Below are 14688 nucleotides of genomic sequence, written 5' to 3' on the forward strand. Positions count from 1 at the left end.
CTCAGAAGTGAAACGCCGTAGCGCCGATGGTAGTGTGGGGCCTCCCCATGCGAGAGTAGGGAACTGCCAGGCATCCATCCAGTAAGAGAGCCCTGAACGTCTGTTCAGGGCTTTTTTACGTCCGCAGAAAAGCTGGAAGTGCGTAAAAGTTAACCTTTCTTCAGCCAGCTGACGATAAAGTCTGCGATCCGGTCAGGCTGATTAATATCCAGAACCGGCAGCTGCTCTCCTCATTCTTTATTATCGCTTCTCATTCCGGAGCAGAGCCAATTCCCTTATCGGGCAAACTAATGTTTTACTACCCGCTTCGCGTTCTTTCTTCGCAAGGAAATGAGGTAAAGCATGACCCATCAGGAACATCAAAACAGCAGACCGCCTGTATCAGCAGCAGAGACGCGGCAACGGCTCCGGGCAATTATCGGTGCGTCGTCCGGTAACCTGGTCGAGTGGTTTGACTTTTACGTTTACTCTTTTTTCTCCCTCTATTTTGCTCATGTCTTTTTTCCGGCAGGTGATACCACCACCCAGCTTCTGCAAACTGCCGGGGTATTCGCTGCAGGATTTCTGATGCGCCCGATCGGCGGCTGGCTGTTTGGCTATATTGCCGATAAGCACGGACGTAAAACGTCTATGCTGATCTCGGTCTGCATGATGTGTCTGGGCTCTTTAGTCATTGCGTGTTTGCCAGGCTATGGCGAAATTGGCATAGCCGCGCCGGTTATTCTGCTGCTGGCGCGTATGTTTCAGGGGCTGTCAGTGGGTGGTGAGTATGGCACCAGCGCAACCTATATGAGTGAAGTCGCGCTGGAAGGCCGCAAAGGGTTTTATGCTTCTTTTCAGTATGTGACGCTGATTGGTGGCCAGCTGATGGCGGTGTTAACCGTCGTGGTACTGCAGCAGCTGCTGGATGATGAGGCGCTGCGCAGCTGGGGCTGGCGTATCCCGTTTTTCATCGGTGCCGGACTGGCTATCGTCGCACTCTGGCTGCGGCGCTCTCTGAATGAAACCTCTGAAAAGTCACATCGCGCGCATCGTGATGCGGGCAGCGTTATCGGGCTGTTGCGCAATCACTCACGCGCATTCTTTATGGTGCTGGGTTTTACCGCCGGCGGCTCGCTGAGCTTCTACACCTTTACCACCTATATGCAGAAGTACCTGGTTAACAGTGCCGGAATGGACGCGCGCAGTGCCAGCGGTCTGATGACGGGGGCGTTACTGGTCTTTATGGTGATCCAGCCTGTTGTCGGTGCGCTATCAGATAAAATCGGACGGCGTGCTTCCATGATGATATTTGGCGCGGGTGCCGCAACCTGTACTGTACCTGTTCTGCTGCTGCTGCAGCATACCGAGAGCCACTGGGTCGCATTCCTGCTGGTTATGCTGGCGCTCATTATCACCAGCTTCTACACCGCCATCAGCGGGATCCTTAAAGCTGAGATGTTTCCACCGGAGGTGCGTGCGCTGGGCGTAGGACTCTCTTATGCGGTAGCCAACGCGATTTTTGGCGGCTCGGCTGAATATGTCGCTCTGCTGATGAAAAGGGAGGGCATTGAAACCAGCTTCTTCTGGTATGTCTCAGCAATGGGCGCGCTCTCTTTCCTGGTCTCACTGATGCTGCATCGCAAGGGTAAAGGAATTGCGCTGTAGTCAGTGACGGATATTCCAGAGCATGATGCCGCTGGCAGCGCCGGCGGCATCCCACGCAAGGTCTTTCCAGCTCCAGCCGCTTCCTGCCGCACGGCTGTCATAGAGCTCTTTCGCCGCGCCAAAACTGAGAGAAAACATCAGGCCAAAACCCATATTTTGGGCGTTATCCTGCTGCTGATGACGGGAGATTTCGCTGCCGGCGGCGGCAAGCAGCGCTGAAGCGACATAGTGCTGCGCTTTATCTTTACCGGTCCAGCGATCCTGCGCCTGATGCGCACATCCGCTACACAGCAACGCTATACAGAGGATGCACGTCCGCATGACTTTACAGCAGCCGGCTAATCAGCCGATCGATGCGGATGCGCCGCAGTCGACGGATAAGCTTGCGCACTTTCGCAGGGTAGTCAGAGATACTTTCCAGCTCGCGAAAATGAGTGACTACCGTAGTATGCTCGCGGATTAGCGTCAGCTCTTTCTCGCGCTGCTCCGCCAGCTGATTAAGTGGGTCGTGAATCAATACCGCATTTTCCAGATCCAGACGCCACGCGCGCGGATTGAGATTGTTGCCGGTGATCATCATCCACTCATCATCCACCCAGATACCTTTCAGGTGATAGCTGTTTTCACCATCTTTCCACAGGCGTACCGTCAGCTGACCGTTATCAACATAATACTGCAGGCGGCTGAGAAAGCGACGCAGGTTGATCTCATAAAGGTAGGGCAGGGCGCCGATTACTTTGAAGGGTTCAGACGGCGGAATATAGAAATCGTTCGCCGTCTTATCACCGACAATAATCTCAACCTCCTTGCCCTGACGCAGCAGATGGATCAGGTTCCGCACCAGAATGGCGGGCAGATTAAAGTAGGGTGTGCAGAGCGTCAGCTTCTGCTCGGCGCAGGGCATCAGATGGAAAATAGTTTTGTTAAGTAAACTGCGCTTGCCCAGGCCCACCAGCGGCGTCACTGCCAGCGTATCGTTGCCGGCATCTCCGGTAAAATGATAATGAAAACTGCGCAGCTCGCTGCGAAACTGACGCGTTTCATTTTTGATTTCCGGGCTGGAAGGGCGCTCAGCCTGATCGAGGCGGTTGACCGCGTCAGACTGTTTCAGGTTTTCATCGATCCACTCATACATCGCATTCGCCAGCTGCGGATTACGAATCAGTTGATAGCGATCGTAGCGGTATCGCTCATGCTGATGCAGGTAGACATCATTCAGGCTGGCCCCGCTGTAAAGCAGCGTATCGTCGATGATAAAGCCTTTAAGATGCAGGACGCCCAGCGCTTCCCGCGTATTGACCGGAATGCCATAAACCGGGATAGCAATATCCGGATGCCGGGTAGCCATCTCGCAGTACCAGTCAGCATTAGTCAGGCCGCGCGCCGCACCGATACGCCCACGCTGCGCACGATGCCAGTCCACCAGAATGGCGATATCCAGTTCCGGACGAGCCTGACGCGCCGCATACAGCGCTTCCATAACACTGCGGCCGCCATCATCATTTTCCAGATAGAGCGCAGCAATACAGATGCGTTTTTCTGCCGCTGCAATTTTTGCCAGCAGCGTTTCGCGAAACTCAGCAGGCGAAAAAAGCGTGGTCACATCCGACACAGATTGTGACAGTTTAGGCAGCTGTGCGAGGTGTTGTTGGTGTTTATTGCGTTTAAATTTAGACAACATCACAGTGCACTTCTTCTCTGTTCATTTGTATGGCCTTTTGCCATCAAATCATGATCCTAACGTCAAATAATAACATTAACTCACCTGTTGAGGAGGATTTTTACCGTTCTCTACAGGCGGCGTTACGACGTCAATCAACGGTAAATTAAGCGTGACAATGCCATCATCAAGCTGAATATTCACGCGAAAGTTAAGTTTACGCGCCAGCGTAATCATGCCGCTATTGTGCGGCATGGTTATACCGTTCAATTGTTGCAGACCGTGATCGCGGGTATAGCGAATCATCTTCTCCAGCAGCCGTCGCCCCATACCCAGCCCTTTGAGATCGGAACGAACCAGCACTGAAAACTCGGCATCGACATTATCAGCGTCAGATATCGCCCGGGTAACGCCGATAATCTCTTCAGCGCCTTCCCGCTGGCGTACCGCCACAATCGCCATTTCGCGGTCGTAATCTATCTGCGTCATATTGGCTAAATCATCGTGGGTAAATTCGCTGATTTCACTGAAATAGCGGTAGTAGAGATCTTCTTTAGTCACCTGCGCAATAAAAGCGCGCAGCTGCGGCTCATCCTCAGGCAGGATTGGGCGAAACAGGCAGTGCTGGCCATCTTTCAGCTCAACCTGCTCCTCCAGATGCTGTGGGTAAGGGCGGATAACCAGCCGCGCCTCGCTGTCGCCGCTAAAGGGAGCCAGCTGCAGCGTGACATCAATAAGGGTAAAGGTGTCTGCCGATGCCAGCAGCGGATGAATATCAAGTCGCTGGATCTCCGGACAATCCACAACCAGGTTTGATACCTGTACCAGCAGCTGGCTCAGCCCGGCGATATCGAGCGGATGCAGCGCGCTGCGGCTGCGGATCTTGCCGCTTTTTATCGCCTGAATCACCAGATAGCGCGCCAGCGTCATATTCAGCGGCGGCAGCGCTACGGCGGCCTGCTTATCAGGCTGCCATTCAGCCCCCCCTTCACCGAGCAGGATAATCGGACCGAACAGCGGATCCTGGTCTACCACTACACGCAGCTCCTGAGCGCCAGCCCGGCTGGCCATACTCTGTACCAGCAGGCCATCAACGCGCGCCTGCGGGTGCGTGCTGCGCACGCGCTCAAAAATAGCCTGTGCGGCCTGTTTGACTTCCGCAGCGCTGCGCAGATAGAGCATCACACCCTGTACCTCAGATTTATGGGCGATATCCGGCGAGCGCAGTTTGAGGGCTACCGGATAGCCCGTCTGCTCAGCAATAGTGACCGCTTCCTGACTGTCGCTGGCAATCCAGCCAGGCAGCGTTGTCAGACCATAAGCCTGCATAACGGGCTGCACCTCATGGGTATCCAGCGTGGTCACACCGCGGTCAAGAGCCTGCTGCAGCAGCTGATGCGCTTTAGCGCTGTTTTGCTGCAGTCCCGGCGGCAGCGCCGGCGTTTCCCGCAGCTGCTTCTGGTTACGGCGATACTCGACCTGATGCATAAACGCGGTCACGGTGCCTTCCGGCGTGCGCCAGGTCGGAATGCCGGCCTGGGTAAAGGCGCGCCGCGCCGCCTGGGATGAGGATTCACCGCACCAGTTAGTCAGCAGCGTGATCTGCCGGCCGCGCGGATGACGCGCGAGTGCGGCAATAATCTGCTCCGCCGTCTCGGTCGCTGGCGCAACTGCGCTGGGGGAGTGAATAATCATCAGGGCGTCAAACTCATGACTGTCGAGCAGCAGTTCAATGCAGGCAACGTAGCGGGCAGGTGTGGCGTCATCTTTTAAATCCAGCGGGTTTCCCCGGCCAGCGCCCTCCGGCAGCAGTGAGGCCACTCTCTGTCGCATCGCTTCATCCAGCGAAGCCAGCTTACCGCTGCGCGCATAGAGCGCATCCAGCGCCAGAGCAGCCGGCGCAGCGCCGTTGCTGACGATCATCAGACGCTCGCCGCGCAGCGGGCGCATGTGGCTGAGTGATTCAACCGCAGAGAAAAGTTCATGCGTATCCTGCACGCGCAGCAGGCCGGCGCGTTGTATCGCGGCATCCCAGGCGGCATCCAGGCCGCTCAGGGTGCCAATCATCGCCTGCGCCTCCCGGCTGCGTCCGCTTTTAATGACCAGAATAGGCTTATTGCGTGAGGCGCTGCGCGAGGCGGAGACAAAACGCCGGGCATCGCTCAGGTGTTCCAGATAGAGCAGGATAGCGCTGGTCTTCGGGTCGCGGGCCAGAAAATCGAGCACGTCATCGACATCAATATCGAGACTGTCGCCCAGCGCGATAAACCAGGAGAAGCCGAGATTCCGCTGCTGCGCCCAGTCGAGGATAGTATTTGAGACCGCGGCAGATTGTGAAACAAAAGCAATACGCCCTTTAGCGATAGGCACCGGCGAGAAGCTGGCATTCAGCCCCTGCCACGGGGCCAGCAGTCCAAGGCTGTTAGGACCGAGCAGGCGAATCTGCCACTGACTGGCGCAGGTTTTCAGCGTCTCAAGCTGGCTGGCGGGTGAGGAGAGAATAATGCAGGCTCTGCAGCCTTTTTCGCCCAGCTGCTGCAGCAGCTCTGGGTTGCGCTTTGCATGGGTGCAGATAATAGCCAGATCGGGAGCAAAAGGCAGACTGGCGATATCGGGCCATGCCAGCACGCCCTGTACCGCCTTATATTTTGGCGTAACCGGCAGCACCGGACCGCTGAATCCGCCCGCCAGCAGATTGCGCATCAGGAAATAGCCGGCACGCCCCGGCGTTACCGAGGCGCCAATTACCGCAATCGATTTAGGTCTTAACAGCGCTTCCAGTCCACGTTGACTCATCATCCACTCCTGCTGTCGGGATTGGCATGATTGTAAACGCTTTTACGGCGAAAACCGATTTGCTGCTGTCAGGCTGCGAGCCAGCTTCAGTTTTCGCTGCTGTTTATCGCCTGCTGGGAATGAACCGGATGATGGGGTTTGCCCGCAAGGTAGGCGTGACGGAACTGTTCAAAGTGCTGCTGCAGGGCGCTGGCGGCCGCGCTGTCGCCCGCCTGAGCAAGCAGCGCCGCGGCGACCTCTGCCGTGCAGTGCTGTCCTTCGCCGTGCGCCTCCCGCAGGGTATAGCGCGACGGGGTGCTTACGCTAAGCGACATCACCGGAAAATGGTCCAGCCACGGACTTTTACGGAACATTTTGCGCGCCTCAGACCAGGTGCCATCCAGCATGATAAACAGTGGCGGTTTACCGCTAATCGGCGGCGCAGTCAGCACCTCACGTCCGGGATCGGCATAAGAGGCCGGGAACACCACCACCGGCTGATAGTCGCTGCTCTGCACTGCTGCCAGCAGCGCGGGGTCAGGCTCCGTTCGCGACCAGCCGAAGGCGAGGGTATCCGGCAGCACATCGGCAATCAGGCGTCCGGTATTGCTGGGCTTCATCGGTTCAGTATCGAACATCACCAGGCAGAAGCGGCTGCGCGACTGCTGCGGCTGCAGCGTGGCACACAGGCAGTGCCTGTCTGGCAACAGACAGCGCTGACAGCGCACAACGCGATTACCGCGCGCGAGAAAGGGCCGCGTGGCGCGGGCCAGACGTTGCGCCCGTAAGCGCAGAACAGCATTTTCAGACATAGACAGGCAGGGCAGGAAAAACGTCAGTGTAATAGAAGGGGGAAAGCAAGGCCAGCAATCTGCTGGCCTTCAGTAATTACAGGTTTTCGTCGAGCCACTCATTAAACGGCGTTTTCGGCATCGCGCCATTCAGCATATCGACCATTTCGCCCCGTTTAAAAATCATGATGGTCGGGATGGTGCGGATACGAAAACGCGTGCTGAGCGCCTGCTCAGCTTCCGTATTAACTTTAATAAAGCGCACGTTGCCGCTGCGTTCAGCCGCGACTTCTTTAAACACGGGCGCAAAGTTCACGCAGGGGCCGCACCACGGCGCCCAGAAGTCGATCACGACCGGCAGGTCATCCTGCAGATATTTATCCAGCGTAGCGGCTGTGGCATTAACCACCTCGCCGTTGAAAAGCGCTTCGCCGCAGCGACCGCATTTGGCACCGTCGGTCAGACGCGCTTCGGGAACGCGGTTAACTGCCTGACAGCCGGCGCATACAGTATTTATTGTCATCTCAAACCGGTCCTGTAAATCTGATGATAGAGTCATATTATGAAAAAGCTGAATGCTATGCTCAATCTGGATTACCCAATAGGTTCAATAGTTGATAGCTAAGCGCTGGCACATCAGGTAATCTTCGCGCTCTCAATGCTGGAGGAACAGATGAACGACGAATTTAAAGGCAAAAGCGGCAAGGTAAAAGTGATGTATGTACGTGAAGAGGAGGGCGGCAGTAAGCCAAATCCGCGTACCGGCAAAGGCGGCCGTCCTGCTGCGCGCCAGGAAGATAATCGTCGCTCTGCTCCCCGCAGCAATCGCAATAATGACGAAAGCGATCGATCGCGCGCGCCGCGCAGCGGTGACGATTCCGGTCGCTCACGCAATCGTGATGACGCTGGCCGCTCACGCGCACCGCGCAGCAGCGATGATGCCGGCCGCGGCCGCCGCACGAATCGTAATGATCGCAGCGAGCGCAGCAGTCGCCCAGAGCGTAACGATCGCGACGATCGCGGCTTCAGTGATTCGCCGTGGCGCACCGTATCCCGCCCGCCGGTTGCCGCTGCCGGCAGCCCGGCAGATGACGCCGCTGACGCGAAGCCGGTAATCGATTCCGAGCAGATCCGCCGTCAGCGCCAGGAAGAGACGCGCGTCTATGGCGAAAACGCCTGTCAGGCGCTGTTCCTGAGCCGTCCGGAGAGCATCGTGCGCGCCTGGTTTGTCCAGAGCGTTACGCCGCGCTTTCGCGAAACGCTGCGCTGGCTGGCCGCAAACCGCAAAGCGTATCACGTGGTTGAAGAGGCTGAGCTGGCGAAAGCGTCCGGTACCGAACATCACGGCGGCGTCTGCTTTATTATCAAAAAGCGCAGCGGCATGGCGGTATCAGAGTGGCTGAAAAAGGCAGAGCACAAAGATTGCGTGCTGGCGCTGGAAGATGTCAGCAACCCGCACAACCTGGGCGGCATTATGCGCAGCTGCGCGCATTTTGGTGTGAAGGGGCTGCTGGTGAATGATGCGTCGCAGCTGGAGTCGGGCGCCGCCGTGCGTACTGCTGAAGGCGGCGCTGAGCACGTACAGGCGATCAACGGCGAAGATTTCGCTGCAAGCCTTGATGCGTTCCGCAAGGCGGGCTACACCATCGTGACCACGTCGAGCCATGAGGGCACGCCGCTGGCGCGCGCCGAACTGCCGGCGAAAATGGTACTGGTGCTGGGTCAGGAGCGGGAAGGGCTGTCAGACAGCACCTTCCGGCAGGGCGAACTCAACCTGTCGATTGGCGGAACCGGCAACGTCGAGAGCCTGAACGTCTCGGTAGCAACCGGTATTCTGCTGGCCGAATGGTGGCGTCAGAACGCATAAAAAAACGGGCCATCGCGGCCCGTTTTGCATGGTGGCGGCTCAGTGCGCGCCACCCCCTCCGCCGCCTGCACCAAATGGCGGACGGGCAAACCATACCAGCACCAGCAGAATCACAAATACCCCCGCAGACGCCCAGAAAATCTCATTGGCTGAAATAATCAGGCCCTGATTAGTGATCTCCCGCGCAATCCACGCAGACGCCTGCTGGTGGCTCATGCCCATGCCTTCCAGCTGCGCATACATCTCCTGCGAATTCTGGTTGTAAGGATTGACGGATTCGCTCAGATAGCTGTGATGCATCGACTCACGGTTGGTCCACAGGGTCGTGGTAATAGAGGTTCCGATCGATCCTGCCAGGGTACGCACAAAGTTAGAGAGGCTGGAGGCAGCGGCGAGGCGCTCCGGCGGCAATCCCGACAGTGTAATGGTGGTCAGCGGCATAAAGAAACAGGCCACGGCAAAGCCCTGAATAAACTGCGGCCAGGCGGATGCGCCGAAGTCCATGCCGGGCTCAAAGGTGTAGGCGCGCCAGTAGAAACAGACGGCGTACATGATAAAGCTAAAGGTCACCAGCCGGCGCATATCGAGCTTGTGGGCGAACCGGCCAATAATGGGTGAGAGGATCACCGGAATAATTCCGACCGGCGCAGATGCGAGTCCGGCCCAGGTGGCGGTATAGCCGTAGACCTCCTGCAGCAGCTGCGGCAACAGAACAATGGAGCCGAAGTAGAGCATGTAGGCCAGGCTTATCGACAGACAGCCAATGGTGAAGTTGCGCATTTTAAACAGCGACAGGTCAACGATCGGATGATCGTCCGTCAGCTCCCACACCAGCAGCACCGCCAGCGCCACCACCGCCACCACCGCCAGCACGATAATCTCTGTTGAGCTGAACCAGTCGAGCTCCTTACCGCGATCCAGCATCACCTGCAGCGCGCCGATGCCGACCACCAGCAGCACCAGACCGACAATATCGATCGGGCGGATCTCGGTTTTGGTTTCACGGCCGCGCAGCGTCTGCAGCGTCAGCATCACCACCACGATGCCAATCGGCACGTTGATAAAGAAGATCCAGCCCCAGTGATAGTTATCGCTGATCCAGCCGCCCAGGATCGGGCCGCAGATTGGCGCAACGATCACCGTCATCGCCCACAGCGACAGGGCAATACTGCGTTTAGCCGGGGGATAGTTACTCAGCAGCAGGCTTTGCGACAGCGGGATCAGCGGACCAGCCACAACTCCCTGCAGAATACGGAAAAAGATCAGCATCTCCAGGCTTTCTGACATGCCACACGCCCAGGAGGCGAGTGCAAACAGGATGGTTGCCCAGGTAAAGAGCTTCACTTCACCGATGCGCTTTGCCAGCCAGCCGGTAATCGGGATCGAGATGGCGTTAGCCACCCCGAACGAGGTGATAACCCAGGTGCCCTGTGAATTCGACGCGCCCAGATTACCGGCAATGGTCGGGATCGCCACGTTGGCGATAGTTGAGTCGAGCACCTGCATAAATGTCGCCAGCGACAGGGCGATAGTCATCAGAACAAGTGGCGCGCCCTCAAGCGGTTTTTGTGCCATAACAGTCTCCGGCGGATCAGCCCGCGTTGGCACGAACGATAGCGGTAATCATCTGGTTCACCGGTGCAAGATCAATAGCCAGCGCGTTGCTCTCATAGGCGGCCTGCGGACGAACGGCACCAGCCAGCACTGCACCCTCTTTGTTCTGCGTATCAACTTTCACCAGAGTCGAGAGTCCGATGCGCAGCGGATGCGCCGCCACTTCATCCGGATTCAGTTCAATACGCACCGGCAGGCGCTGTACGACTTTGATCCAGTTGCCGGTAGCGTTTTGCGCGGGCAGCAGCGAGAAGGCGCTGCCGGTTCCCATATCGAGCCCCGCGACCTTGCCGTGATAGACCACATCATCGCCATAGATATCGCTGACCACGGTTGCAGACTGGCCGATGCGGACGCCGGCAAGCTGCGTTTCTTTAAAGTTGGCATCTACCCACAGGTTGGTGGCGGGCACTACGGCCAGCAGCGGGGTGGTGGTGGCGATTTGCGAGCCTACCTGCACGCTGCGGCGTGAAACATAGCCATCTATCGGGCTGCGAATATCGGTACGCTGCAGATTAAGCCAGGCGTCGCGCAGGGCAGCAGCGCTCTGCTGCACCGCAGGCTGATTTTCCAGACTGGTATTCAGGATCATCGCCTGGTTGGCATTATATTGCTGCACAGCGACGTCAAGCTGCGCTTTCGCGGTCGCCACGGCGTCACGCGCGTGCTGCAGCTCTTCACGGCCGATCAGATTTGAGGCGCCCAGCGGTTCGCGGCGCTTCAGATCGGCTTCAGCCTGTTCCAGAGCTGTCTGCTGCAGCTTGATGGTGGCCTGATACTGCCTGCCGTTGATCATCAGCTGATGCGTCTGCCGCACGCTGGTGGCCAGGGCGGTCTGCGCTTTTTCAAAGGCCTGCTGCGCATCGGTTTTATCCAGTGAGACCAGCACGTCGCCTTTTTTGACGCGATCGGTATCATCAAACCATACTTTGTTAACGCTGCCGGAAACCTGCGCCATCACCTGCACCTGATTGCCTGCTACATAGGCATCATCAGTCTCCTGGAAATGACGCAGTACCAGATACCAGTAAGTCAGATAGCCAATACCGGCCACAATAAACACGACAGCCAGCAGGATCAGCGCAATTTTACGCTTCTTCTTCTTATTTGCAGGCTGTTGCGGGCTTTGAGCTTCCGCTGTCGCACTCATGTCGTTCTCCACGTTATGCCATAAGCCGGGGTGTGCTGATCCATCAACACGGTGACCCGAATCGAAAAAGCCAGCGCAAAAGGCGCTGGCCAGATAAAGGAAAATTAAAATAGCGATTTCGGCAGGGGGTTGTGTCGCACTTCTTGCTATTAGCGAGAGAGTGAAGCGATAACCTGATCTTCGTCCATTTTATCCAGACGGTTAAGCAGCTTGCGCGTGATGGCTTCCAGCTGCTCCTGCTCGGTGGCGCTCAGTGACGACCAGAGATACTGCAGGCTCTGGTGCTGAGGTGGCAGCAGCTGACGCAGAAACTCGTTGCCTTTTTCCGTCAGATGCAGATGCAGGCAGCGGCGATCGTTGTCGCTTTCACGGCGTTCGATCCAGCCGCGCTTTTCCAGTTCATCCGCAATGCGCGTGGCGTTGGTGCGCGAAGAGCCCAGCGCCGCACTCAGTTCCGATGGCTGAATGCTCTGGTTTTCCTGCGCGTCCAGCGTGATCAGCGCCATAAATAAGGTTTCGTTAATTCCCTGTGCCTTGAGCATTTTGTTGCGGTTATCCAGCAGCTTGCCCTGCATATGCATACACAGGCGGGTCAGGATAATTTCCTGCAGCGGAAAATCTTTATGACGATTTGCCCGGACGTTCAGCATCTGCTCAATGGGAGTAAACGAACTTTCCATCTAAAAAAACCTCTTGATTGCAACGTAGAAATATCACATTCAGCGTGCTAACCGCTTCGCTATGGGATAATTTCGAGAGTAAAAATAACTACGGTGAATAAGTACACTGCTAACGATATCAAACTCACCTGTTAATGGACAGCGCAGCTTACCGATTTACGCTGTTTTTCTTGCTCATGCAGGCTCTGCGCTGGCGTTACGCCACCAGATTGCCAGATTAAGCAGCGTCGCCAGAGCACCCGCCGCACAGACGCCATACCAGCCAAACAGATGAAAGGCGTTAGCCGAGATCACCGAACCCAGCGCACCGCCGGTAAAATAGCTGGTCATATAGCCGGACGTCAGGCGATTACGCGCTTCGGGCAGGGTGCGATAGATAACGCTTTGGTTAGTGATATGTACGCCCTGAACCGCCAGATCCAGCAGCACAATACCGGCAATCAGCGCCAGCAGGCTGCTGCTGCCCAGTGCGGTCACGCCCCAGGAGATCAACATGATCACCAGTCCGGCGCTGGTGGTGAGTTTTGCTTTGCCCCGGTCTGCCAGTCCGCCCGCCTGACGTGCGGCCAGCGCGCCTGCAGCGCCTGCCAGACCCAGCAGGCCGATCTCGCCCTCGCTGAAATTCCACGGCGGTGCAGCGAGTAAAAAGGCCATTGAAGTCCAGAGCATGCTGAAGTTTGCAAAACTCAGGCAGCCGGTCAGCGCCCGGGTACGTAACACCCGATCGGCGCTGAACAGGGAAAACATTGAGCGCAGCAGCTGCAGATAGTTAAGCGGCACGCGCTGCTGGTAGCGCGGCAGATAGCGCCACAGCGCCAGCGCCATCAGGATCATCAGCACGCTGGCGCACCAGTAAACGCTGCGCCACCCGGCAACCTGAGCCAGCGCGCCAGCAACGGTACGCGCCAGTAAAATGCCCAGCAGCAGGCCACTCATGACCGTGCCTACCACTTTGCCACGCTTTTCCGGAGCAGCCAGCGTGGCAGCCAGCGGTACCAGAAGCTGTGCTACCACCGAGAAGAGACCGGTTACCACCGTACCCAGCAGCATCAGCGTCAGCGAAGAGGAGAGGGCGGTCAGCATCATGCCGCCCGCCGCCAGCAGGCTCATCGAAACAATCAGAGCGCGGCGTTCCAGCATATCGCCCAGCGGCACCAGCAGCAGCAATCCACAGGCGTAGCCAAGCTGCGCGGTGGTCACGATAAAGCCCGCTACGCTGACAGAGAGACCAAACTGATGCGCAATCGTATCGAGCAGCGGCTGCACATAGTAGTTACTGGCCACCGCCAGCCCTGTCGCGACTGACATCAGCGCCACTAATGGGGCACTGAGGCGTGCCGGAGATGAACTCATGAGCGGATACACAGTGAAATAATCATATGGGGATAATAGTAACCGAAAAAATTATTTCATAGTTGTGATAATTAACAGGACGTACCAGTACGCTATAGCGCACGCTGCGCTGGCTTTTACCGTGCGGGAAGAAGAGGAGGGTAGCACCACAGAGGCTCTCCCGTGGTGCGGAAAACAGGCTGCGCGCCGCTAGAAATCCCAGTCCTCATCTTCTGTTTCCACAGCTTTGCCCATGACATAGGAGGAGCCGGAGCCGGAGAAGAAGTCGTGGTTTTCATCTGCGTTGGGCGACAATGCCGCCAGTATCGCCGGGTTAACTGCTGCGATCTCTGCCGGAAACAGCGCTTCATAGCCCAGATTCATCAGCGCTTTATTAGCGTTGTAGTGCAGAAAAGCTTTCACCTCTTCCGCCCAGCCCGATTCCCCATACAGCGCATCGGTATAAGCCAGTTCGTTTTCATACAGCTCCAGCAGCAGATCGATAGCGAACTGCTGCAGCGCTTCACGCCGTGCGGCATCGGCGTGCTGCAGCGCCTGCTGATATTTATAGCCAATATAGTAACCATGAACCGCTTCATCGCGAATGATCAGGCGGATCAGATCGGCGGTGTTAGTCAGCTTGCCCCGGCTGGACCAGTACATCGGCAGCCAGAAGCCGGAGTAAAACAGAAACGACTCCAGGAAAACGCTGGCGATCTTTTTCTTCAGCGGATCGTCCGCCTGATAGTGCGCCAGAATGATCTGCGCTTTTTTCTGCAGCGCGGCGTTCTCTTCGCTCCAGCGGTAGGCAGCGTCAACGTCCGCCGTGTTGCATAGCGTGGAGAAAACCGAGCTGTAGGAGCGGGCGTGTACCGCCTCCATAAAGCTGATATTTGACAGCACCGCTTCTTCGTGCGGCGTGGCGGCGTCCGGCATCAGGCCCGGTGCGCCCACGACATTCTGAATCGTATCGAGCAGCGTCAGGCCGGTAAATACGCGGATGGTCAGCTGCTGCTGCGCCGGTTCCAGCGCCTGCCACGCAGGCAGATCGTTGGAGAGCGGCACTTTTTCCGGCAGCCAGAAATTACTGGTCAGACGGTTCCAGACCTCAAGATCTTTATCATCCTGCAGGCGATTCCAGTTAATCGCCTGAATAGCATTAAGTTTCATCA

Annotated in this window: 12 protein-coding genes; 2 read left to right on the plus strand and 10 right to left on the minus strand. The window is 57.1% G+C overall.

Annotated elements, in window-relative coordinates:
- The first annotated feature begins 342 nt into the window (after positions 1-342).
- Entirely contained in the window at positions 343-1647 is a 1305-nt protein-coding gene (locus AC2CF9_RS13500; RefSeq protein ID WP_484557242.1) for an MFS family transporter, read from the plus strand.
- Here the strand turns inward: AC2CF9_RS13500 and AC2CF9_RS13505 are convergent, their stop codons facing one another.
- The 5 genes from AC2CF9_RS13505 to trxC all read right to left on the minus strand — a co-directional run bounded on the left by AC2CF9_RS13505 (position 1648) and on the right by trxC (position 7390).
- The gene (locus tag AC2CF9_RS13505) at positions 1648-1968 is read right to left on the minus strand and encodes a YfiM family lipoprotein (protein WP_150018110.1); all 321 of its coding nucleotides are present in this window, start codon (positions 1966-1968) and stop codon (positions 1648-1650) included. It abuts the gene before it with no gap.
- Between the two features lie 4 nt (positions 1969-1972).
- Positions 1973-3328, minus strand: a complete 1356-nt coding sequence (pssA, locus tag AC2CF9_RS13510; protein WP_484557298.1) for a CDP-diacylglycerol--serine O-phosphatidyltransferase — start codon at positions 3326-3328, stop codon at positions 1973-1975.
- A gap of 75 nt (positions 3329-3403) precedes the next feature.
- Positions 3404-6103, minus strand: coding sequence for a bifunctional acetate--CoA ligase family protein/GNAT family N-acetyltransferase (locus tag AC2CF9_RS13515; RefSeq protein WP_484557299.1), 2700 nt, complete (start codon positions 6101-6103; stop codon positions 3404-3406).
- 86 nt (positions 6104-6189) lie between these two features.
- On the minus strand, positions 6190-6894 hold the full coding sequence (locus AC2CF9_RS13520; RefSeq protein ID WP_484557243.1) for a tRNA-uridine aminocarboxypropyltransferase: 705 nt from the start codon (positions 6892-6894) through the stop codon (positions 6190-6192).
- A 76-nt stretch (positions 6895-6970) separates the two neighbouring features.
- Entirely contained in the window at positions 6971-7390 is a 420-nt protein-coding gene (trxC, locus tag AC2CF9_RS13525; protein ID WP_150018194.1) for a thioredoxin TrxC, read from the minus strand.
- 156 nt (positions 7391-7546) lie between these two features.
- On the opposite strand from trxC, the gene AC2CF9_RS13530 reads away from it, so the two are divergent.
- On the plus strand, positions 7547-8740 hold the full coding sequence (locus AC2CF9_RS13530) for a tRNA/rRNA methyltransferase (protein ID WP_484557244.1): 1194 nt from the start codon (positions 7547-7549) through the stop codon (positions 8738-8740).
- Positions 8741-8779: 39 nt separating this feature from the next.
- Here the strand turns inward: AC2CF9_RS13530 and emrB are convergent, their stop codons facing one another.
- From emrB to nrdF, 5 genes are all read right to left on the minus strand, one after another.
- Positions 8780-10315, minus strand: coding sequence for a multidrug efflux MFS transporter permease subunit EmrB (gene emrB / locus AC2CF9_RS13535; RefSeq protein ID WP_484557245.1), 1536 nt, complete (start codon positions 10313-10315; stop codon positions 8780-8782).
- Between the two features lie 16 nt (positions 10316-10331).
- Complete coding sequence (gene emrA / locus AC2CF9_RS13540) at positions 10332-11504, minus strand: multidrug efflux MFS transporter periplasmic adaptor subunit EmrA (protein WP_150018113.1); 1173 nt, start codon at positions 11502-11504, stop codon at positions 10332-10334.
- 149 nt (positions 11505-11653) lie between these two features.
- Complete coding sequence (mprA, locus tag AC2CF9_RS13545) at positions 11654-12184, minus strand: transcriptional repressor MprA (RefSeq protein ID WP_039379772.1); 531 nt, start codon at positions 12182-12184, stop codon at positions 11654-11656.
- A gap of 174 nt (positions 12185-12358) precedes the next feature.
- Complete coding sequence (locus tag AC2CF9_RS13550) at positions 12359-13537, minus strand: MFS transporter (protein ID WP_484557246.1); 1179 nt, start codon at positions 13535-13537, stop codon at positions 12359-12361.
- A 189-nt stretch (positions 13538-13726) separates the two neighbouring features.
- Positions 13727-14686 carry a class 1b ribonucleoside-diphosphate reductase subunit beta gene (gene nrdF, locus AC2CF9_RS13555; protein ID WP_370513345.1) on the minus strand — a complete coding sequence of 320 codons (960 nt, stop codon included), beginning with the start codon at positions 14684-14686 and terminating at the stop codon, positions 13727-13729.
- Positions 14687-14688 lie beyond the last annotated feature (2 nt).

It is taken from the genome of Pantoea sp. SYBGC1, assembly GCF_057197005.1.